Origin of the sequence: Streptomyces sp. NRRL F-4489, from assembly GCF_001509485.1 — a bacterium.
Taxonomy (GTDB): domain Bacteria; phylum Actinomycetota; class Actinomycetes; order Streptomycetales; family Streptomycetaceae; genus Streptomyces.
The window spans coordinates 1-20,586 of record NZ_LLZI01000272.1 but is presented as its reverse complement, the minus strand read 5'-3'; the positions used below and the strand labels follow the sequence as shown (position 1 = coordinate 20,586).

The window sequence follows — 20,586 nt, the reverse complement described above, 5'->3', positions numbered from 1 at the left end:
GGCGCGGGTCAGAAATCGAAGGACTCGTGGTGGACGCGGTGGCGCGGGACCCCGGCGGCCCGCAGGGCCCGGCGCGCCGCCTCGGCCATCCCGGGCGGCCCGCAGACGTACACCTCGTGCGCCGCCAGGTCCGGGACCAGCCGCGCGAGGCCGCGGGCGGTCAGCGGGCAGCCGGAGCCGCCCGGCCCGCTCAGCGCGTAGTGCACCACCGCGCCGCGCGCCGCGGCGATCGCGTCCAGTTCGCCGCGCAGCGCCAGGTCCTCGGGGCGGCGCGCCCGGTAGACCAGGGTGACCTCGCCGGGCAGCGTCTCGAAAAGCGCCCGCAGCGGGGTGATGCCGACCCCGCCCGCCAGCAGCAGCGTCTTCCGGCCGCCGCCGCGCGCCGCGGTGAACGCCCCGTACGGGCCCTCCGCCCACACCCGCGTACCCGGCCGGAGCCGGGCCGCGGCGGCGCTGTGGCCGCCCGCCGCCTTGACCGTGATCCGCAGCAGGTCCGGGCGCGGCGGCGCGGACAGCGAATACGGGGTGGCGGTCCACCACAGACCGGGCGCCAGGAACCGCCAGCGGAAGAACTGGCCGGACACCGCGCCCAGTTCGGCCAGCCGCGCCCCCGTCACGTACACCGACACCACCCCCGGCGCCTCCGGGCGGACCTCCGCCACCCGCAGCCGGTGCCGCAGCGCCCGGCGCACCGGGACCGCGAAGCGGTACCACCCCAGCAGCGCCGCCGTCCCGATGTAGAGCGCGTACCACGCCACCTGGACGGGCCGGCGGCCCACGAAGTCGGCACCGTTGGCGAGCTGGTGCCCGAAGATCAGGAACACCGCCAGATAGGTGGCGAAGTGCAGGTAGTGCCAGGTCTCGTAGCTCAGCCGGCGGCGGGCGGCCCGCGCCGAGACCGCGCCGGTGCCGAGCAGCAGCAGGAAGCCCGCGGTCCCCGTGAGCAGGTCCGGGTAGCCCAGCACCAGGGTCGAGGTCTCCCGCACCACCCCGGTGTGCACGGTGAGCGCGGACCCCCAGATGATCAGCAGGGTGTGGGCCAGCGCCAGGCAGACCGTGTACCGGCCGCCCGCCGCGTGCCAGCGGGCCAGCCGGTCGGTGCCCACGGTGCGGTCCAGCAGCGGCACCCGGGCCATCAGCGCCAGCAGCACCGCGCAGCCGTAGCCGGCCAGCAGCCCGGTGATCCGGCCGGCGCCGGTCAGCCAGCCCGCCGCACCGGACACCGACGCGGTGTCCGCCCACCACAGGCCGAGCACACCCGCCGCGCCCGCCCAGACGGCGCACTGCGCCAGCGGCGGGACGAGGGCGGCCGGGCGGATCGCGGGCCGGGCGCGCACCGCGTCGCGGGGGCGGAGGGGGACAGTCATGGGGCTCCGTTCGAATTCCGGACGCCAGCGTGGCAGCGGAACCTCTGAGGAACCTCTGAGCGCCGGACACGTGCCCCGATTCACAGGAAACTCAGAGCCGGCCCGGCGCCGGGCACCCGTCCCCGGGCGTCATGCTGGGACCACCATGACGAACCACCGCACCACCCCCGCCCCGCTCCTCGGCGGCGACGGCGCCCCCGTCCGGGTCCTGGTGATCGACGACGAGCCCGACCTCACCGACGTGCTCTCCGGCGCCCTGGCCGGCGAGGGCTGGCAGGTCCGCACCGCCCCCGACGGCGCCACCGCGCTCAGCGTCGCCCGGGCCTTCCGCCCGCACGCCGTCGTCCTGGACTGGATGCTGCCCGACACCGACGGGCTGCGCGTCCTGCGGCTGCTGCGCCAGGAGCTGGAGACGGTCTGCGTGCTCTTCCTGACCGCCCGGGACGCCGTCGAGGACCGGATCGCCGGGATCACCGCGGGCGGCGACGACTACGTCACCAAGCCGTTCAGCCTGGAGGAGGTGCTGGCCCGGCTGCGCGGGCTGCTGCGCCGGGCCGGGATGGCGCGCGAGCCGGACGGCGACCGGCTGGCGGTCGGCGACCTGGTGATGGACGAGGAGGCCCGGGAGGTCTTCCGCGGCGGTGACCTGGTCGAACTGTCCCGGACCGAGTTCGAGCTGCTCCGCTTCCTGATGCGCAATCCGCGCCGGGTGCTGTCCAAGGCCCAGATCCTCGACCGCGTCTGGTCCTACGACTTCGGCGGCAAGGCGCACGTCGTCGAGCTCTACATCAGCTATCTGCGCAAGAAGATCGACGCCGGCCGGCCGCCCATGATCCACACCGTGCGCGGCGTCGGCTACGTCCTCAAACCGGACCCCGCGTGAGGCCGCCGTTTCCCCGCAGCCTGCGCGGCCAGCTCACCGCCGGCCTGGTCGCGCTGCTCGCGCTGGCCTGCGCCGCGGTCGGCGCCACCACCGTCCTCGCCCTCCAAGGCTTCCTGGTCGGCCGGCTGGACCAGCAGCTGTCCGCGTCCGCCGGGCGGTTCGCCGCGAGCCTGGAGCACGAGGCGCACCCCGACGCCGACAACCGCCCCGACACCCGCGGCCAGGCCGACGGCACCTTCGGCGCCCGGCTGCTGCGCGGCACCCCCACCCAGGCCGCCGTCGTCCGGGCCGCCACCGACGCCGCGGTGCCGCTCACCCCGCACGACCGCCGCACCCTCGCCGCGCTGCCCACCGACGGCAGCGGCCGCAGCGTCCGGCTCTCCGCGCTGGGCGGCTACCGCGTCAACGCCGTCACCGGGGACGACGGCGACATCCTCGTCACCGGGCTGCCGCTGCACCCCGTCGAGGAGACCGTGCACCGGCTGGAGGCCGTCGAGGCCGCCGTCTTCGGCGGGGCGCTGCTGGCCACCGGCGTGGTCGGCGCGCTGTGGGTACGGCTCTCGCTGCGGCCGCTGCGCCGGGTCACCGCCACCGCCGCCGACGTCGCCGAACTCCCGCTCGCCAGCGGCGAGGTCGCCATGCCCGCGCCGGTCCCGGTGGCCGATCCGCGCACCGAGGTCGGCCAGGTCGGCACCGCCCTGAACCGCATGCTCGGGCACGTCGGCAGCGCCCTGGAGCAGCGGCACGCCGGTGAGGAGCGGCTCCGCCGGTTCGCCGCCGACGCCAGCCACGAACTGCGCACCCCGGTCGCCAACGTCCGCGGCCACGCCGAACTCGCCCTGCGCCACCGCGGCCCGGTCCCCGCCCCCGTACGCCACGCCCTGGAGCGCATCCACGCCGAATCGCAGCGGATGACCCGCCTCGTCGACGACCTGCTGCTGCTCGCCCGGCTCGACGCGGGCCGCGCCCTGGAGCGCGCGCCGGTCGACCTGACCCGGCTGGTGCTGGACGCCACCGACGACGCCCGGGCGGCGGGCCCGGACCACCGCTGGCTGCTGGACCTCCCCGAGACGGCCGTCACGGTGACCGGCGACGAGCACCGGCTGCACCAGGTCATCGGCAACCTCCTCGCCAACGCCCGCACCCACACCCCCGCCGGGACCGCGGTCACGGTACGGCTGGCGGACGGCCCGGACGGCGTCCGGCTGACCGTCGCCGACGACGGCCCGGGCGTCCCCGACGAGCTCCGGCCGGAGATCTTCGGCCGGTTCGTCCGCGCCGACCACGGCCGCTCCCGCGCCGCCGGCGGCACCGGCCTGGGCCTGGCCATCGTGCACGCGGTCGCCACCGCGCACGGGGGGACGGCGGGGCTGCGGAGCCGGCCGGGGCGGACGGAGTTCACGGTGACGTTGCCGCACGGGGACGCCGGGGGCCTCGGGGGCTGACCGAGCGGGCCCGCTGGTCCGGGTGCGTTCCGCACCCCTCCGCAGCGCGGATGTGGCGCCCGGCGCCCCGGGCCCCGCGGCCCCGGCCGTTCGGCCCCCGGGCCGGGACCTCCGGTCCACTGGCAGCCGCCCGCCGGGGCGCGCAGGCTCGATAGCGCGGGGCGGGTGGCCCCGCGCACCGACCCACCGGACGCGCTGGGGGACAGCCATGGAGCCGGAGATCATCACCGCCGGGCTCGACGGTTCGGCGGAGAGCCTGGCGGCCGCGCACTGGGCCGCCGACGAGGCGGACCGGCGGGGCGCCGTGCTGCGCCTGCTGCACGCCTGGATCATGCTCGCCGCCCAGGCCCCGGACACCGCCCCCGAACGCGACCAGAACGTCTGCGCCCGCGAGGTCGTCCGGGCGGCGAGCGCCGCCGTACGGGCCCGCCATCCGCACCTGCGGATCGTCGAGGACCTGGTCGGGGACGAACCGGAACCGGCACTGCTGCGCGCCGCCGCCGAATCCCGGCTGCTGGTCCTGGGCTCCCGGGCGCTGTCGGCCTGGGAGAGCTTCGTACTGGGTGACGTCGGCCTGAGCGTGGTCGGCCGGGCGGAGGGGCCGGTCGTCCTCGTACGGGCCGGTGGCGGGCCGGGGGAAGCGGAGCGGGCGGGGCCGGGCGGGCCGACCGCGCCGGGCCGGCCGCTCCCGCCCGACGCGTCCGGCCCCCGCGTCGTGGCCGCGGTCGGGCTCGGCGGGCCGTGCGACCGGCTGCTGGCGTTCGCCTTCGAGGAGGCGGCGGGGCGCGGGGTGCTGCTCCAGGCCGTGCACGGCCGCCCGTTCCCGGTCCATGTCTTCACCCCCTGGGGCGCGGACCCGGACGCGTCGGCCGAGGTCACCGCGGCCGCCGAGGCCGAGCTGCGGGACGCGCTGCGGCCCTGGCGCGAGCGGTTCCCCGGCGTCCCCGTGCAGCCGACGGTGGTGCACGACAGCGCCGCCCGGGCCGTCGTCCAGGCCGCCGGGGGCGCCGGGCTGCTCGTCGTCGGCCGCCGGCGCCACCGCCGGCTGCCCGGCGCGCCCCGCGTCGGACCGGTCGCCCATGCCGCCATCCACCATGTGACCTGCCCGGTCGCGATCGTCCCGCACGACTGAACGGGCGGGGGAGGCGGCCGTGCCTGTACGGGTCCGTAGCGGACCGGACCCGTGCGCCGGCGGAACGCGGGATCATGAAGAGAGAACACTCCGGCGCACCCGGCCGGAGCCCCGCCCATCCTGGTACCACCGGAGGTAGTGGCCCACATGAGGCAGCGCAGAGTGGCCGACCTGATGACGCCCAACGCCGTCACCGTCCAGCGGGGCACCCGCATCCGGGAGATCGCGCGGCTGCTCGACGAGTACGACATCACCGCCGTCCCGGTCGTCGACGACGACGTGCGGCCGGTGGGCGTGGTGTCCGAGGCCGATCTGCTGCGCCGGCAGCTCTCCAGGACCGGGGCCGCCACCGCCGAGGCGATCATGACCAGCCCGGCCGTGGTGGCCCGGCCGGAATGGAGTGTGATCGAGGCGGCCCGGACGATGGAGCAGCGGAAGGTCAAGCGGCTGCCCGTGGTCGACGCCGAGGGCCGGCTGATCGGCGTGATCAGCCGCAGCGACCTCGTCCAGCTGTTCCTGCGCCGCGACCGCGCCATCCAGGAGGAGATCCTGGAGGAGGTGCTGACCCGCACCCTCGGAGTGGCGCCGTCCGCGGTCACCGTCGAGGTCAGCGACGGCACCGTCACCCTCACCGGCGCCCTGGAGCGCAGGAGCCTGATCCCGGTCGCGGTGCGGCTCTGCGAGAGCGTCGACGGGGTGGTGGACGTCATCGACCGGCTCAGCTACGAGCATGACGACACGGGCCACGACGCCACCGGCCATGACGACACCGGCCATGACGCCCGCGCCTCCGGCACCGCCGCCCAGGACGCCGCCGCCCGCCCCGGAGAGCCCACGCCCGGCCTGGGCTGACCGGCGGCGGCCCCGGTGTACGCCCCGCCCCGGTGCCCCGGACGGCCCACCGGACCGGGCGCCCGCCGGACGCCGGAGGTGTACTGGACCCACAGCCAGCACCACAGCCCGCCGTACGGACACCGAGGCCGGCCGCCGGCCCCCGCCGGCAGCCGGTGAACGAGGGGAGCGGCCCGTGACGTCACCGGACGCCACCGCCCTGCCGGCCCGCCCCGACCGGATGTTCGACCGCGCCGACGAATGGGCGGAGCTGGCCGGATTCGCCCGCGACCCCCGCCCCGGGCCCGCCCTCGCACTGGTCTCGGGGCAGCGCAGGCAGGGCAAGACCTTCCTGCTGGAGGCGGTCGCCCAGGCCACCGGCGGCTTCTACTTCGACGGCCAGGCCGCCGCCGAGGCGGAATCCCTGCGCCGGCTGGCCGAACGGCTCGCCGAGCACACCGGCGCCGCGAAACCACCGCACTGGCACCACTGGGACGAGGCCCTCGACGCCCTGCTGGCCCTGGGCGACGACCGCCCCGCCCCGGTGATCCTCGACGACTTCCCCGAACTCGTCGGACACAGCCCCGCCCTCCCCTCCGTCCTGCACGGCGCCCTGCTCCGCGTACGCCGCGAACGCCCCGCCAACCGCGCCCGGCTGATCCTCAGCGGCGCCCGCCCCGCCGTCGTCCGCCGGCTCTTCTCCGGCGCCTCCGCCCTGCACGGCCTGGCCTCCACCGAGGTGGCGGTGCGGCCCTTCACCTTCCGCAAGGCGGCCCGCTTCTGGGGCATCCGGGCGCCCGGCCTCGCGGTGCAGGTGCACGCCGTCGTCGGCGGCACCCCCGCCTACCGCACCGACCTGGTCTGCGACGACGCCCCCGCCGGCCCCGACGACTTCGACGACTGGGTGTGCCGGACCGTCCTCAACCCCCGCGTACCGCTCTTCTGGGAGGCCCGGCACCTGCTGGAGCAGGAGGGCGACTGCGCCGACCGCGCCCTGTGCCACTCCGTCCTCGTCGCCATCGCCGCCGGCCGCTCCAGCCCCGGCGGGATCGCCGACCGGATCGGCGCCCCGCTCACCGAGGTCTCGCACGTCCTGTCCGCGATGGCCAACCACGGACTGCTGGAGGCCGAGGCCGACGCGTTCCGCCCGGGGCTGACCCGCTACCGCATCGCCGAACCGCTGCTCGCCTTCGAGCACGCCCTCGCCTGGCCGCACCGCGCCGCGCTGGAGCAGGAGGACCGCGCCACCGTCTGGCACCGCGTCCGGCCCGCCTTCGACACCCAGGTCGCCGCCCCGCACTTCGCCCAGCTCTGCCGGGACTGGGCCACCACCTACGCCGCCTGGGAGACCTTCGGCGGCGAGCCCCGTACGGCCGTCCGCGGCACCGTCGCCGACCCCGAGTCGCGCACCCCGCTCAGCGCCGAGGTGGTGGTCCGGGGCACCGCCGACGGCCGGCCCGGGGTGCTGCTCTCGGTCGGACTGGCCCGCTGGAACGAGATCATGGACGGCCCGCACCTGGAGCTGCTGCGCCGGATCCTCAGCCTCCTCACCGCGGCCGGCGAGGACACCGCCCAGGCCGTTCCCGCCTGCTACAGCGGCGTCGGCTTCGGCCCGGAACTGCGCGCCGCACAGACCAAGGGCGAGGTCCTGCTGATCGGCGCGGACCGGCTCTACCACGGCGAGTAGCGCGGGCCCGAGGACGGCGGCCAGCATGGAAGGTACGGCGGCGACGCGCCGCCGCACCGGGAGGTGACCCTGATGAATCTGCCCGCCCGACACCGGTCCGGAGGCATGTGGGAGCGCGGTTTCCCCTGGTCCGAGCCGATCGCCGCCGAGTTCGGCGACCTCTTCGACCGGATGAACCGCTTCCTGGAGACGGCCGCCTTCCCCGCGTCTCTGTGCGAGGCTGCGGCCTGGGCGCCGCCCGCCGATCTGCACGAGACCGACGAGGCGTACCGCGTCGAATGCGAGCTGCCCGGCATCGGACGCGAGGACATCGATGTCGAGGTCGGCGAGCACGAGGTGAGCATCTCCGGCGAACTGCGGGAATGCGAAGGACAGGGCGTGCTGCGCCGCCGCGGCCGCCCCACCGGGAAGTTCGAGTACCGGGCGCTGCTGCCGGTGGAGGTGAGGTCCGAGGAGGTCACCGCCTCGCTGACGGACGGCGTCCTCACGGTGACGATCCCCAAGGCGCGGGCCGCCAAGCCCCGCCACATCGAGATCCAGGGCTGACCGTGCGCGGGCACCGCACGGCAGCCGCGGCAGCGTTCCGCCACGGCCAGTGCAGGGAAGGGTGAGCGGCGATGCAGGTGCACAAGGGAGACGTACTGCGCTTCACCGGACGCGCGGTGGGCAGGCCGGAACACCGGGCCACGGTGGTCGAAGTCCTCGGCCCCAACGGCGAACCCCCGTACCGGGTCCGCTACGAGGACGGCCACGAGACGGAGATCTTCCCCGGCCCCGGCTGCGTCACCGAGGGCGCCACCAGACAGCGGCCGCCGCGCACCGACGCGGCCGGGCCCAGGGGGTAGCGGCGATGGGACGCAAGACGTCGGCGCGCCGGCACCGCTCGCAGCACGCCGCGGACCGTACGCGGCACACCCAGGCCGACCCGCCCCCGAGGGCCGACGACGTCCCCGGCGGCCGGCTGCCGCCGCACCAGGACCCGAAGCCGAAGCGACCGGTACGGACGATCCGGGTCCGGAGCTTGTTCGGCTGAGCGCTGCTGTTCGGCTGAGGGGCGCGTGCCGTAGGGGGCGTGCGAACGGATCCCGTAGGGGACACCAGCGCCCCCTGCGGGGCCTCAACGCACCGCAGGGGGCGGGTATTCCGCGCCGCGTGCCGGTGGCCGGTTACGGCTGCCCGTCGGCGTCCACACCGACGAGGTCACGCCGCGCGTCACCAGCGGGACACGCCTCACCAGCGGGGCGCATGTCCCCGGCGGGGTACGCGTCATCAGCGGGGCGCACGTCACCAGCGGCCGGCTCACCAACTGAGCAGCAGCCCGAGCCGCCCTCTCCGTACGCGCCCGATCCGCGCTGTCCGTACGCGCCCGACCCGCGCCCTCCGGCCGGACCGGAACCGTCCGCCCCGGCGCCCCCGGCGCCCCGCGCGCCCTCCGCCCCCTCCCCACCCGGCACCATCACCTGAACGCCCGCCAGCAGCTCCGCGACGAGCTCGTCCAGGTCCAGGCGGCGTTCCACCGCGTGCAGATGGGGCAGTCCGGCGCGGGTGGAGACCTGGGGCGGGGCGAGCAGCCGGCAGCAGTCCTCGTCCGGAAGGACCGAGACCTCCGCCGTGCCGATGGCGCGCGCCTCGTCGATGATCTCCTGCTTCTCCCAGCCGACCAGCGGCCGGACGACGGGCAGTGCGGCGGCCTCGTCCACGGCGGCGAGGTTGGCCAGTGTCTGGCTCGCCACCTGCCCCAGGCTGTCGCCGGTCACCAGTGCCTGCGCCCGGATCCGGGCGGCCAGCGCCGACGCGGTCCGGACCATCAGCCGCCGCTGGGCGACGACCTGGAGGCGGCCCGCGCCGGCCACCGCCAGCTGCCGCTGCGCCCGCCCCAGCGCGATGACGTAGAGCCGCCCCGGCGGCTGATAGCCGTTCAGCTCCCGGGCCAGCGCGTACGCCTTGTAGACCGACGAGGCGTTGGTGTAGGGCGCGCCCGTGAAGTGCACGAAGTCGCAGGCCAGCCCGCGGCGCATGGCGCGGTACGCGGCCACCGGGGAGTCGTAGCCGCCCGACAGCAGCACCAGCGCGTGCCCGCTGGCCCCCACCGGCAGCCCGCCCTGCCCGGGATAGCGGGCCCACGACAGATACGTCTCCTTGTGGTCGACCTCGACGGCCAGCCGGACGCCGGGGTGGGTGAGGTCCACCGGCAGACCGTCCAGCGCCTGCTGGATCCGCGCGCCGACATGGGCCTCGAGCTGCGATGAGGTCATCGGGAACGCCTTGTCCCGGCGCTTGACCCGCACCGCGAAACTCGCCACCGGCCGCCCGGCGGCCACCTCGCACAGCGCCCGCACCGCCGCGTCCGTGATCGCCTCGACCGTGCTCGGCACCCGGATCGCCGGCTCGACGGAGTTGAAGCCGATCACCCGCCGGGCCCGCTCGACCAGGACCTCCTGCGGGACCTGACCGCCCAGCACCGTGACGTTCTGCGCGGTCTTGATCCACGTCGAGCCGCCGACGCCGCGCAGTGCCAGCCGGAGGTTGTCGTGCAGCCGCTGGGTGAACAGCGGGCGGTTGCGGCCCTTGAGGAAGATCTCCCCGTGCTTGAGCAGGACGCAGGAGCGGTCCGGGCCGGGCGTCCCGGTGGCGGTCGTACGTGGTGCGCCGGACACAGCTCTCCTCCGTGCGTCGTCGTGCGGCCCGGGGCGCGGGCCGCCGGGCCGCCGCGTCCGGCACCCGCCCGGCGGACGGGCGGACCCGCCGCACCTCCAGAGTAGACGCGCCGGCGCGCCCGCCCCCGGACCCCGCGCGCTCAGCCGCCCGGGACGGGCCGGTGGCGCCCGGCCAGCGCCCGCGCGGCCAGCTCGAACCGGATCCGGCACGCGTACCGGCCCGGGCCCGGCGCCGCCGGATCGAGCGCCGGCGCCAGCGCCCGCTGCAACACCACCACCAGCTCGTCGTGGACCGCCGTGAAATGCGCCAGATTGGCGCGCCAGCTGCGGTACATCGCCGCGCTGACCGGCCCCCGCGGCTCGTGGTAGACCGCCGCCTCGGTGTGGTACCGCACCCGCAGCCCGCGCCGGAGCAGCCGGTAGCCCAGCTCGGCGTCCTCCAGCCCCCAGCCGGTGAATCCCTCGTCGAAGCCGCCCGCGGCCACCAGATGGCGGCGGCGCACCGAGGCGTTGCACGCCCACACGTAGTGCCAGGCGGTCTCCAGCCCGGCCAGTTCGCAGCCGAACGCCTCCAGCACCGGCTCCCGTTCATCGCCCCGCACCACCGGCGGCAGCGCCTCGAAACTGAACTCGTACCGCAGCCGCTCCCGGTCCACCGGCCCGTCCCCGAGCTGGAACGTCCGCCCGACCACCACCAGATCCTCGTCCCCGGCATGGGCCCGCGCGTGCTCGGCGAGGAAGGTCGGCGCCACCACCTGGTCCGCGTCGAGCAGGACGACGAGGTCGCCGGTGGCCCGCGCCAGCCCGAGGTTGCGGGCCCGCGCCGGGCCGGATATCGGGGAGCGCGGCGCCTGCACGTACCGCAGATCGAGCCCGGCCGGGAAGGCGGCGACCATCCGGTCCGTGCCGTCGGCCGACCCGTCGTCCACCACGATCACCTCGGCCGTGTGGTCCGCGTCCAGCGACTGCCGGGCCAGCGACAGCAGGCACAGCTCCAGCGCGTCCCGGGCCCGGTAGGAGGGGATGACGACGCTGATCCTCATGGCCCGCTCCTGTCCTGAACGCCCGTCCCCAAGCGCACCCACGGCCTGGACCCCGATCGTGGGCCGGACCCGGACATCGGTCAATATCCCTTTCCCGGGGAGGAATTGGCCGTCTTGACGGCGGGGCGGGGGCTGCGCTACGGGGCCAGACCCCGCACCTCTGGCGCGCCCCTGGGGCCCCTGGGGCGCGCAGTCCGCGTGGCGCCTCCCGCGACCGCGCCGCCCCGCGCCCGCCCGGACAGCCCCGGAAACCCCCGAACGGCCTAACGGAATCCGGTCCGAACACGGCCGAGAAGCCCGCCCTGCCACCCGCCCGGCGGCCCCGCGCCCTACCGGCTCGCGCCCTACCGGCTGCGCGCCACCCGCCGCTCGTCCCACACCGGCTCCGGCGTCTCCCGCACCCGGCCGTCCGCCCCGAACACCAGGAACCGGTCGAAGGACTTGGCGAACCAGCGGTCGTGCGTGACCACCAGCGCCGTCCCCTCGTACGCCGCCAGCCCCTTCTGGAGCGCCTCGGCCGACTCCAGGTCGAGGTTGTCGGTCGGCTCGTCCAGCAGCAGCGCGGTCGCCCCGCCGATCTCCAGCAGCAGGATCTGGAAGCGCGCCTGCTGCCCGCCGGACAGCTTCTCGAACGGCTGGTCCCCGTGCCCGTCCAGCTCGTACCGGCGCAGCGCGTTCATCGCCGGGCCCCGGCTCTTCGCGTGCTCGGTCCACAGGATGTCGACCAGGGTGCGGCCCATCAGCTCCGGCCGGGCGTGGGTCTGCGCGAAATGCCCCGGCACCACCCGGGCGCCCAGCTTCCACTGCCCGGTGTGGGCGACGTCGTCGCCCGCCAGCAGCCGCAGGAAGTGCGACTTCCCCGACCCGTTGGAGCCCAGGACCGCGACCCGCTCGCCGTAGAAGACCTCCAGGTCGAACGGTTTCATCAGACCGGTGAGTTCCAGCTGCTGGCAGGTCACGGCGCGGACGCCGGTCCGGCCGCCGGTCAGCCGCATGGTGATCTTCTGCGGGCGCGGCGGCTCGGGCGGCGGCCCGATCTCCTCGAACTTCCGCAGCCTGGTCTGCGCCGCGTGGTAACGGGACGCCATCTCGTCGCTGCGCGAGGCGTACTGCCGCATGTCCAGCACCAGCCGCTTGAGCTGCGCGTGCTTCTCGTCCCAGCGCCGCCGCAGCTCCTCGAACCGCTCGAACCGCTCGGCGCGCGCCGCGTGGTACGTCCCGAACCCGCCGCCGTGCACCCACACCGCGCTGCCCGCCGGACCCGGCTCCACGCTCACGATCCGCTCCGCCGCGCGCGCCAGCAGCTCCCGGTCGTGCGAGACGAACAGCACCGTCTTGCGGGTCTGGCGCAGCTGCTCCTCCAGCCACTGCTTGCCGGGCACGTCGAGGTAGTTGTCCGGCTCGTCCAGCAGCAGCACCCCGTCCGGGCCGCGCAGCAGCGCCTCCAGCACCAGCCGCTTCTGCTCACCGCCGGACAGCGTCCGCACCGCCCGCCACTGCGCCTTCTCGTACGGGACGCCGAGCGCGGACATCGTGCACATGTCCCACACCGTCTCGGCCTCGTAGCCGCGCGCCTCCGCCCAGTCGCTCAGCGCCTGCGCGTACTGCATCTGAGCCGCCTCGTCGTCCCGCTCCATGACGGCGAGCTCGGCCGCGTCGACGGCGTGCGCGGCCTGCCGGATGCGCTCCGGCGCGACCGAGACCAGAAGATCGCGCACCGTCCGCTCGTCGCGCACCGACCCGACGAACTGCGGCATCACCCCCAGCCCGCCGCTGACCGTCACCGACCCGCCGTGCGGCGCCAGCTCGCCGGAGATCAGCCGCAGCAGCGTGGTCTTCCCGGCGCCGTTCGCCCCGACGAGCGCGGCGACGGCCCCCTCGCCCACCCGGAAGGAGGCGTCATCGAGGAGCACCCGCCCGTCCGGCAGGTAATACTCCACGTGCGCGGCTTCTACATGCCCCATGATCGGCCCAAACTGAGAAAAAGACGGCGGAAACGGTGTGCGGTGCGGCGGGAACGGCACCGCGGGAGCGGAGTGGCCGGAGAGCGCAGCGCGCCCGGCCACCGTAACGGATCAGCGGAGAGCCCCCGCCGGCTTCTCCCACACGGACACCTGCCGCCCGCTCTCGCCGGTGAACGCCTCGCCCGACCACCCGCCCCACCGCTCCCGCAGCCGCAGCCCGGCCAGCTGCGCCATCAGGTCCAGCTCCGCCGGCCAGACGTAGCGGAACGGGATCGAACGGTACGACCCGCGGCCGTCCACCACCTCGACGTAGTGCGAGCTCATCGCCTGCGTCGCCAGGTCGTAGCTGTCGTACGCCCAGCGCGTGGCGCTGGTGTGCCACGGCACGATCCGCTGCCCGGCCGGGAGCTTCCGCAGTTCCGGAACCATCACCTCGATGACGAAGCAGCCGCCCGGGGCGAGGTGCGCGGCGGCGTTGCGGAAGCAGTCGACCTGCGCCTCTTGCGTCGTCAGGTTCATGATCGTGTTGAAGACCAGATAGCAGACCGCGAACGTCCCCTCGACCCGCGTCGTGGCGAAGTCGCCGATCGTCACGCCGATGGCGTCCCCGCCCGGCTTGGCGCGCAGCCGCGCCACCATCGCCCGCGACAGGTCGATGCCGTGGACGGGCACGCCGCGGGCGGCCAGGGGGAGCGCCAGCCGCCCGGTGCCGATGCCCAGTTCCAGCGCCGCTCCGCCACCGGCGAGCCGGGCCAGGACGTCCACGGCCGGGTCCACCACCTCCGGGGCGAACATCTCCGCCGAGGACGCGTCGTAGTCGGCGGCCACGCGCTCGCCGAAGTAACCGTCGCCGTCGCCCTCTCCCGAGCTGTCGATGTCGCCTGGCCTGCCGTCCCTGTCGTCCATGGCCGGACCGTACTGCGGAGCGCGGTGCCGGCGCCCGGTATTTTCCGCTGCGGCGGGCGGCTCACCGCCCCATGGCGTCGCAGAGCGCCGCGGCCACCGCGATCTCGGTGCCGGCCAGCCCGACCGAGCTGAAGACCGTCAGGTCGTCCGGATGGCTGCGGGCCGGGGCCGCGCCGGCGAGCACCGCGCCGAGGCCGGTCAGCCGGCCGGCCGGGAAGAGCGGCGGGCCGGGCAGCGCCGCCGACTGGGCGGGGGAGTCGGTGAGCACCGTCCGGGCCCGCTCGGCCACCTCGGGCGGCACCTCGTACTGCCCGGCGGACTTCGGGCCCAGGGTCGACAGATGCGTCCCCGGGGCGAGCCAGCCGGCCTCCAGGACCGGCACCGGACTGCCGGTCGCCACGATCACCACGTCCCGGTCGCGCACCGCGTCCTCGACGGCCGCCACCGCCCGTACGGCGACGCCGAGTTCGGCGGCCGCCCGGCGGGCGAAGGCCGCGGCGCGCTCCGGGCGGCGGGCCACCACGACCGCGTCCGCCACCTCCCGCACCGCGCGCAGCGCCCACAGCTGCGTCCACGCCTGCGGACCGGCGCCCACCAGGCCGATCCGGACCGGGCCAGGACGGGCCGCGGCGTCCACCGCGACCGCGCCGATCGCCCCCGTCCGCCGCGGGCCCAGCTCACTGCCGTGCACCACGGCCCGCAGCCGGCCGTCCCCCGATCCCCACACCGCGACCAGCTGCTCCACGTCGACCAGGGTGTCGTAGGCCCGGAAGCCGAACACCCCGCGGTCCCGCAGATGGCCCGCGGTGAAGACCAACTCCCCGCCGCCGTCCCCGTCCTCCAGGCCCGCGTGCACCCGTGGCGGCGCGGTCAGGGTGCCGTGGTGCGCGGCCAGCAGCGCCTCCCGTACGGCGCGGACGGCCGTCGGCGCGTCCAGATGGGCGCGGACGTCGTCGTCATCGAGCAGCAGCACGGTCATGGTCCCGTCCCCTTCGCCGGTGTGATCACAGGGGAACCAGCAGAGCACAGGGACCACACGGGCGAACAGCCTGGGCGGGGCGGTCAGCCGGCGATCGGCTTGACGTTGGTGGCGTCCACCGCCGGGCGCAGCGCGCGGGCCAGCCGCACCGCGTCGCCGACCGCCCAGACATGCACGAAGAACAGCCGCGGATGGTCCGTCAGGCCGTGGTTGTGGAGCTCCACGAGCTTGGCGCCGGCCCGCCGCAGCGCCCGCAGCACGGGCTGGACCTCCTCGGCGACCATGCAGCAGTCGGCGCTGACCGCGGCCCGGCCGTCGCCCAGCGGCTGGAAGTTGAACGCGCTGGTCGAGCCCAGGCCCGGCGGCAGCACCAGATTCCCGTCCGTGATCCGCTCCCGGCGGACGAAGACGCACTTGTAGATCCCGTCGTCGCCGGAGCCCTTGGCGCCCATCGCCTTGTCGATCCCCGCGGTGTCCAGGTCGCGCGGCTTCGCCTGGCTGGACGCCCTCGGCAGCGGGGTGCCGGTGCGGTCGAACGCCTTGCGCAGCCCGCGGGCCAGCGCCACCGGGTGGTGCCCGTGCCCGTGGATGTGCACCCACCAGATGTCCGGCCGCTGGCCGAGCAGGTGCTTGTGCAGCGCGGTCTGGCCGATGCCGTGGTCCTGCAACGTGTCGATGAAGTGCTGGAGTTCGTGCTCGGTGACCACCACATCGCCCATCAGCAGAGTGCGGCCGTCGGCGTAGCGGACGAACGAGACGTGCGAGCCGAGCGCGAGCGCCGGCTTGATCCGGACGTGGTGGGAGACCACCCGCAGGTCCCGGCGCGGGAAGCCGGTGTGGTACATGACGTTGCGCTTCATGTCCCCGGGGCCGCCCAGCACTTCGGCCACGGACGTCCAGTCGCGGACGCTGGTGTGCACCGGTTTGACGAGGTCGCGCGCGGCGCGTCCGGCGGACCGGGCCACGGCGGGCCGGGTTGCGGCCGGCGCCGCGGCCAGGAGCGGGGCGAGGCCCGCCGCGGCCAGGAGCCGCCGCCGCGGGGCCCCCGCTCGCGGCTCGGTGGTCTGCTGCGAATATCCAGCCATGACGTACGCACCTCCACGACGACCTCGGTATGAGTGGGAAGCATGACCGAGCTGAGGCCCCGTCACCTTCCGGCGCGCGCCAGGTGGGCTAAGCGGTGGTCGTGACGGGTGAGAGCCTGCGCCGAACAGGCGGCGGGACCACACGGCTGGTCGAGCGACGGCACGCCGACCCACCGTTCCCCGCCCGGTACGGCCCGCCCCCGCCCGCGCCCCCCGATTGCCCGGCGGCCGGTGCCACCCGCGGCCGCCGGTGCCCACACTGGTCGCAGCGCACATCGGCCCAGCGCCCGACGATGGGCAGACCACCCACCCCCGCCGGCCCCGCCGACCTCCACTGGCTGATGTCCCCCGACGTCCGCAAGCACTGCACCCGCACCGCCTGCCTGGACGTCCGCCCCCCGGCTCACTCTTCCGCACCGAATTCGGCACCGTCGTCGCCCAGGAGGACATCCGCAACGGCTGCGGCTACTGCGTCCCCACCTGCCCCTACGACGCCATCGACCACCGCCGCGACGACGGCCGGGCCTGGAAGCGCACCCTGTGCCACGACCGGCTGGACGCCGGCCCCGAACCGGCCTGCGCCAAGGCATGCCCCACCGACTCCATCCAGTTCGCACCGCTGGACGACCTGCGGGAACGCGCCGGGGCCCGGGGCGCCCAGCCGCACACCGCCCGCGCCACCGAGGCCCGGCTCTACGGCGAGAGCCCGCAGGACGGCGTCGGCGGGGCACGGCGCGTTCTTCCTTCTCCTCGACGACCCCGAGGTGTACGGCCTGCCACCGAACCCGGTCGCCACCACCCGCGACCTGCCCACCATGTGGCGCTACGCGACGGCCGCCGACACCCTGGCCGCCGGGGCCGCCGCCGGCTTCCTGTGACGGCGCCCATGACCGCGCACCGCGCACCCGGCCAGACCCTGCTCGGCAACATAGACCGCCTCAGCGGCGCCGAACGGCCCGTCATGCCCCGCGCGGGCTTCGCCTCGTATGCCAAGACCGGCGCGTCCGCGGGAGAAGCCCTGTCCCTGGCCGCGCTGGTCCACGACCTGGGCTGGCCGGACAGCGTCGGACACCCTCCCCGACGCCCGCTCACGCAGCCTTCACAGCAGCCAACGAGTCGCAGCAGCACCGGAACTCAGGCCCACTGGCTTGAGCCAGCGTTCATAACGCGCGTGAAGACAGCGGCACGTACCGGAAGCGGGGTACCTTGCGCGCATCAACCAGAATACGATGCTGCTCGTGAACTGGGGATCGCAGATCAGCACAGTTATCGGCGTCGTACTCGGCATTGGTGCCACCCTCCTCGGCGACCGAGTGAGATACCGGCGCGAGCAAGCAACCCGCAGTCAAGAGGTGCTTCGAGACCTCTATGTGAGGTACCTGAACACACTGAATGAAAGTTCATCTTCCATCCGGCTCATAGTTATCAAAGAAACGGATCCGGCCGCCCGCTACCAGGCTGCCTTAGATGCCTTTCGAGAATCCTCCGTACTGGAACATCGCTATGAGATCAACCTCCTAGCGCCACTCCCCGTCAAAGAAAAGTCCGACCAGGCATACAGGCTATTGCGAAAGTTGCGAGACCTGCTCGAAACCAAACCAGACATCACGCTCACGTCAACCGACTACCTCGAAGCGCTCGACCAGTTCCATAACGCCCGCAAGGAACTCCAAGAAATAATGCGTGCCAACCTCTGACCCAGGCCACGTCGACAAACTAGTGGGCGGCACGGTGCGACGATGCCAACACGGGGTGCACAGACGCGAGAAACCCCACCCTGCCAGAGCGGGGCTCACGCGGCGCCTCGTCAGGCCAGCCAGCGCAACCAGTGCGCTCCAGTGGCGCCGGCCCCGAAGCTAGCCAGCCACGCCAATAGCGCCGATGACGCCATCAGGTGCAGATGGCGGCCAGCTGTGAACTCCAACCCCCGACGGTCAAAGCTCAACCGCCACCGCGGCAAAGCGCCGCTCGGCTCCTCATGCTCAGGGCCCGCCTCAGTATCTCCGAGTAGCGTCATGACAGAGCTCTCCTCAATTGTGTGTGGATCTCTAGTGACCGGGCAGGGCTGCAACCTGCCAGACGGAACGGCTGGGCGTTGGTGCGCCCGGCCAATTCCATGCAGCGACTAGGTGACTGCTTCGCGGCCCGACAAGCTGAAAACTTAGAGCATCGCTCGGCCTGCCAGAGTCAACATGGGGAACTCCAGGGGGAGACCAGGTGCACCCATTCGGGTGAGGGGGTCGGGAAGGTCACCTTATTTTTTGGATAAATTTCAGGTTCCTGGCCTGCGGCTCCGCGATCTCGCATTTCCCCCCGAATGCGCCCCGGGGACAATTTCAGCTGGCCGGGCCCGAAGCGGCAAGGCGCCCTAAGGCTGTCTGGAAACCAGCGAAGCGCATACGGCTCGTGGCCGGATCCTTTCCATGGCCGCAACATGAAAGCCGGGCCGAACCAGCGCAGAAGCCCCCGCTCGGATCGAGCGGGGGCTACGTCGTCTCGCAGCCGCTACTCCCCGGCGCCCAACTCCCCGTCGAGGTGGTCTTGCACTGGCCCGAACAGCCCGTAAGGCACGTACTCGGGGATGTCAGCATGCGCAACCCACGCGACCTCGGCCAGCTCCTCCGTGTCAGCGACATACGCCTCGCCGGAGCCGGGAGAACAGGCAACGTAGTACATGAGCCGACCCGTCTTCGGATGCACCCGGCCACCAAGGAGACTCAGCGCCACGACGGCCAGCCCCGTCTCCTCCAGTGTCTCCCGCACGGCCGCCTGCTCCACGGACTCACCGGCCTCCACCTTGCCCGCTGGGAACTGCCAACGCAGAACGCCTTCTTCGACCGCACGACGCACCAGCAACACCCGGCCACCCCGCACGATCACGGCCGCCGCTACAGGCTGCTCAACCACGCCTACTTCCTTCCCCCTGGGAACCACACCAACCAAGCCGACACAGGCGCACGGCAATGCACGACGAGTACGGCAAACAGCGTTAGCGCCACCCAGACGCGTCGGTGCAACTCCCCGTGCACCAACACGCCCCAACGATCACCGCGACCGAAACTCGCCGCGTCACCCAAGTGATCGATGGGGAGCCTCCCCGCGACGCCAACCCCAGGGGGAACCACATGGTCTTCAAAACCGAACGCATCGTCACCGCCATCAGCGAAATCCCACGCCAAATCCTCAGCGACCTGCCAAGCAAGCTCGAGAACGCCGTCTCAGGAATCCGCGTCGCCGTCGAAACCACCCTTACAGCAGCACAAAACGCCCGCGACTCCGCAGTCGCAGCACACGCCCGCGTCGACGCCATCCACAGCGAACTCCATGCCCTACGCGAGGATCTCCGACACCCCAAAACCGACCGCGACAACACCCAGCTCCTCGCCGAACTCACCAGCCTCCGAGTCGCCGTCGAAGGCTGGCGCGCCGAAACCGCAGCCCTCCGCGCCGACAAGCACACCGAAGCCGCCGAGCCGGAACTGGCCACCCCGCAACCGCCGGCTCAACAAGCCGAGTCCGACCCCGGCGACTTCGAACAACTCCTCACTCTCGCCGCCCGCATCGCATACGCTCAACTCACCTGCCACCGCGACCACTGGGACTTCCTCGTCGCCCAATCCAGCAGCGGCCAGCACTTCCGACTGCCCGCAGGCGTCAAGGAAGCCAACGGCCTCATCCAAGCCGAAATCTCCGGCCGTACCCTCATCGCCGCGCTCGACGCTCTACGCGCCACCGAGCAAGACCCCACCGCCACCCTCGGAACTCAAAGGTTTGCCGCCGTTATCTACGAACGCATCGGCGCCGCCCTACGCAAAGTCGACACCGACCAGGTCGACGCCCACTACCGGACAAGCAACGGCTGCCCACCCGTCACCCACATCATCATCGACGACCGACCACCAGCCCAAGACAGCTGACGCGACGGCACCTCGTGCCCAGGGCTTTGCCGACGCAGTGGCTTAGAGCCACTGACAGAAGCCCTTGATCATGTGACTGTCGGTTCGGTTGCCCGTTGGTGCAGCTGCGCGGGGCACCAACCGAGGCCGTGGATCGTCTCGGATGAGCTGTGGTCGTTGATCGAGCCGCTGCTGCTCGGGCCGGGCCCCAAAGCCGTCCTGGCCGTGGTCGGTCACGTCGGCCGGTCCGGACGACGGCCCGATATGCTGTTCGCCGACCGCGGCTACGACCACGACAAGTACCGACGGCTGGTCCGGCAGCGGGGCATCCGATCAGTGATCGCCGAAGGCGGCCGCCGGCACGGCACCGGCCTGGGCACCTTCCGCTGAGTCGTGGAACGGACGATCTCCTGGCTGCACGGCTTCCGCCGCTTACGTATCCGCTCGGAACGAGGCGACGACATCCGCGGAGCCTTTCTCGGCCTCGCCACCTGCCTCATCACACTTCGCCACGTCCAACGCCTTTGTCGGAACCTCTTAATGCCCGCAGCAAGGCCCCAGGAGGAGCGCGATGAGGCGGTGGCCCTTCGGGCAGGTGGGGCGCTGGGGCCACCGGTCAGGTCGTAGCCGCGCTCCCCGGCAGCCTGAGCGCGTCCGGCGCGGCGTCAATTCGGTGTGTGGGGATTCACTCCTTCCGGGTGGGTGTGGGGG

At 73.8% G+C, this 20,586-nt stretch carries 17 protein-coding genes and 3 pseudogenes; 12 read left to right on the top strand and 8 right to left on the bottom strand.

What is annotated here, in order from left to right; all coding sequences use genetic code 11:
* Window positions 1-8 precede the first annotated feature (8 nt).
* Window positions 9-1,367, bottom strand: a complete 1,359-nt coding sequence (locus tag ADL22_RS29670) for a ferric reductase-like transmembrane domain-containing protein (RefSeq protein ID WP_066986706.1) — start codon at window positions 1,365-1,367, stop codon at window positions 9-11.
* A gap of 145 nt (window positions 1,368-1,512) precedes the next feature.
* Here ADL22_RS29670 and ADL22_RS29665 point away from each other — a divergent pair, with 145 nt between their 5' ends.
* The 8 genes from ADL22_RS29665 (at window position 1,513) to ADL22_RS29630 (ending at window position 8,378) form a co-directional block, all read left to right on the top strand.
* Window positions 1,513-2,250 (top strand): response regulator transcription factor, encoded by a 738-nt coding sequence (locus tag ADL22_RS29665; protein ID WP_066986703.1) that lies wholly within the window; start codon window positions 1,513-1,515, stop codon window positions 2,248-2,250.
* Entirely contained in the window at window positions 2,247-3,695 is a 1,449-nt protein-coding gene (locus ADL22_RS29660; protein ID WP_066986700.1) for a sensor histidine kinase, read from the top strand. The genes ADL22_RS29665 and ADL22_RS29660 overlap by 4 nt, the downstream gene beginning before the upstream one ends.
* 208 nt (window positions 3,696-3,903) lie before the next feature.
* Complete coding sequence (locus tag ADL22_RS29655) at window positions 3,904-4,827, top strand: universal stress protein (protein WP_066986697.1); 924 nt, start codon at window positions 3,904-3,906, stop codon at window positions 4,825-4,827.
* A 147-nt stretch (window positions 4,828-4,974) separates the two neighbouring features.
* Window positions 4,975-5,679 (top strand): CBS domain-containing protein, encoded by a 705-nt coding sequence (locus ADL22_RS29650; RefSeq protein WP_079064526.1) that lies wholly within the window; start codon window positions 4,975-4,977, stop codon window positions 5,677-5,679.
* Between the two features lie 175 nt (window positions 5,680-5,854).
* Window positions 5,855-7,345 carry an AAA family ATPase gene (locus ADL22_RS29645; RefSeq protein WP_066986694.1) on the top strand — a complete coding sequence of 497 codons (1,491 nt, stop codon included), beginning with the start codon at window positions 5,855-5,857 and terminating at the stop codon, window positions 7,343-7,345.
* 72 nt (window positions 7,346-7,417) lie between these two features.
* The gene (locus ADL22_RS29640; protein ID WP_066986736.1) at window positions 7,418-7,891 is read left to right on the top strand and encodes an Hsp20/alpha crystallin family protein; all 474 of its coding nucleotides are present in this window, start codon (window positions 7,418-7,420) and stop codon (window positions 7,889-7,891) included.
* 71 nt (window positions 7,892-7,962) lie between these two features.
* Window positions 7,963-8,190: a DUF1918 domain-containing protein gene (locus ADL22_RS29635; RefSeq protein ID WP_066986691.1), complete on the top strand. Its 228-nt coding sequence runs from the start codon at window positions 7,963-7,965 to the stop codon at window positions 8,188-8,190.
* A 5-nt stretch (window positions 8,191-8,195) separates the two neighbouring features.
* On the top strand, window positions 8,196-8,378 hold the full coding sequence (locus tag ADL22_RS29630) for a hypothetical protein (RefSeq protein ID WP_066986688.1): 183 nt from the start codon (window positions 8,196-8,198) through the stop codon (window positions 8,376-8,378).
* A gap of 412 nt (window positions 8,379-8,790) precedes the next feature.
* Here the strand turns inward: ADL22_RS29630 and thiI are convergent.
* The 6 genes and pseudogenes from thiI to ADL22_RS29600 form a co-directional block, all read right to left on the bottom strand.
* Window positions 8,791-10,002 (bottom strand): annotated as a pseudogene (gene thiI, locus ADL22_RS29625) (tRNA uracil 4-sulfurtransferase ThiI); the annotation flags it as partial.
* Between the two features lie 140 nt (window positions 10,003-10,142).
* The gene (locus tag ADL22_RS29620; protein ID WP_066986686.1) at window positions 10,143-11,045 is read right to left on the bottom strand and encodes a glycosyltransferase family 2 protein; all 903 of its coding nucleotides are present in this window, start codon (window positions 11,043-11,045) and stop codon (window positions 10,143-10,145) included.
* Between the two features lie 344 nt (window positions 11,046-11,389).
* Entirely contained in the window at window positions 11,390-13,009 is a 1,620-nt protein-coding gene (locus ADL22_RS29615) for an ABC-F family ATP-binding cassette domain-containing protein (protein ID WP_066986683.1), read from the bottom strand.
* 111 nt (window positions 13,010-13,120) lie between these two features.
* On the bottom strand, window positions 13,121-13,915 hold the full coding sequence (locus ADL22_RS29610) for a class I SAM-dependent DNA methyltransferase (protein ID WP_066986680.1): 795 nt from the start codon (window positions 13,913-13,915) through the stop codon (window positions 13,121-13,123).
* A gap of 61 nt (window positions 13,916-13,976) precedes the next feature.
* The gene (locus ADL22_RS29605; protein WP_066986677.1) at window positions 13,977-14,894 is read right to left on the bottom strand and encodes an NAD(P)-binding domain-containing protein; all 918 of its coding nucleotides are present in this window, start codon (window positions 14,892-14,894) and stop codon (window positions 13,977-13,979) included.
* An 83-nt stretch (window positions 14,895-14,977) separates the two neighbouring features.
* On the bottom strand, window positions 14,978-15,979 hold the full coding sequence (locus ADL22_RS29600; RefSeq protein ID WP_066986674.1) for a DUF1259 domain-containing protein: 1,002 nt from the start codon (window positions 15,977-15,979) through the stop codon (window positions 14,978-14,980).
* Between the two features lie 326 nt (window positions 15,980-16,305).
* On the opposite strand from ADL22_RS29600, the pseudogene ADL22_RS29595 reads away from it, so the two are divergent.
* Both ADL22_RS29595 and ADL22_RS35550 read left to right on the top strand, forming a co-directional pair.
* Window positions 16,306-16,857: pseudogene (locus ADL22_RS29595) on the top strand (4Fe-4S dicluster domain-containing protein); the annotation flags it as partial.
* Window positions 16,858-17,217: 360 nt separating this feature from the next.
* Window positions 17,218-17,676 (top strand): hypothetical protein, encoded by a 459-nt coding sequence (locus ADL22_RS35550; protein ID WP_159048738.1) that lies wholly within the window; start codon window positions 17,218-17,220, stop codon window positions 17,674-17,676.
* Window positions 17,677-18,484: 808 nt separating this feature from the next.
* On the opposite strand, the gene ADL22_RS29585 is transcribed toward ADL22_RS35550, so the two are convergent.
* The gene (locus tag ADL22_RS29585) at window positions 18,485-18,886 is read right to left on the bottom strand and encodes an NUDIX hydrolase (RefSeq protein WP_066986668.1); all 402 of its coding nucleotides are present in this window, start codon (window positions 18,884-18,886) and stop codon (window positions 18,485-18,487) included.
* A gap of 218 nt (window positions 18,887-19,104) precedes the next feature.
* Between ADL22_RS29585 and ADL22_RS29580 the strand changes: the two genes are divergently transcribed.
* Together ADL22_RS29580 and ADL22_RS36520 are read left to right on the top strand one after the other, a co-directional pair.
* Window positions 19,105-19,896: a hypothetical protein gene (locus ADL22_RS29580; RefSeq protein WP_234430904.1), complete on the top strand. Its 792-nt coding sequence runs from the start codon at window positions 19,105-19,107 to the stop codon at window positions 19,894-19,896.
* A 192-nt stretch (window positions 19,897-20,088) separates the two neighbouring features.
* Window positions 20,089-20,400 (top strand): annotated as a pseudogene (locus tag ADL22_RS36520) (transposase); the annotation flags it as partial.
* Window positions 20,401-20,586 lie beyond the last annotated feature (186 nt).

Excerpts from the sequence above, each read along its gene's own strand:
- ADL22_RS29670 (WP_066986706.1), bottom strand. The coding sequence starts at position 1,367 with ATGACTGTCCCCCTCCGCCCCCGCGACGCGGTGCGCGCCCGGCCCGCG.
- ADL22_RS29665 (WP_066986703.1), top strand. The coding sequence starts at position 1,513 with ATGACGAACCACCGCACCACCCCCGCCCCGCTCCTCGGCGGCGACGGC.
- ADL22_RS29655 (WP_066986697.1), top strand. The coding sequence starts at position 3,904 with ATGGAGCCGGAGATCATCACCGCCGGGCTCGACGGTTCGGCGGAGAGC.
- ADL22_RS29650 (WP_079064526.1), top strand. The coding sequence starts at position 4,975 with ATGAGGCAGCGCAGAGTGGCCGACCTGATGACGCCCAACGCCGTCACC.
- ADL22_RS29640 (WP_066986736.1), top strand. The coding sequence starts at position 7,418 with ATGAATCTGCCCGCCCGACACCGGTCCGGAGGCATGTGGGAGCGCGGT.
- ADL22_RS29635 (WP_066986691.1), top strand. The coding sequence starts at position 7,963 with ATGCAGGTGCACAAGGGAGACGTACTGCGCTTCACCGGACGCGCGGTG.
- ADL22_RS29630 (WP_066986688.1), top strand. The coding sequence starts at position 8,196 with ATGGGACGCAAGACGTCGGCGCGCCGGCACCGCTCGCAGCACGCCGCG.
- ADL22_RS29620 (WP_066986686.1), bottom strand. The coding sequence starts at position 11,045 with ATGAGGATCAGCGTCGTCATCCCCTCCTACCGGGCCCGGGACGCGCTG.
- ADL22_RS29615 (WP_066986683.1), bottom strand. The coding sequence starts at position 13,009 with ATGGGGCATGTAGAAGCCGCGCACGTGGAGTATTACCTGCCGGACGGG.
- ADL22_RS29610 (WP_066986680.1), bottom strand. The coding sequence starts at position 13,915 with ATGGACGACAGGGACGGCAGGCCAGGCGACATCGACAGCTCGGGAGAG.
- ADL22_RS29605 (WP_066986677.1), bottom strand. The coding sequence starts at position 14,894 with ATGACCGTGCTGCTGCTCGATGACGACGACGTCCGCGCCCATCTGGAC.
- ADL22_RS29600 (WP_066986674.1), bottom strand. The coding sequence starts at position 15,979 with ATGGCTGGATATTCGCAGCAGACCACCGAGCCGCGAGCGGGGGCCCCG.
- ADL22_RS29580 (WP_234430904.1), top strand. The coding sequence starts at position 19,105 with ATGGTCTTCAAAACCGAACGCATCGTCACCGCCATCAGCGAAATCCCA.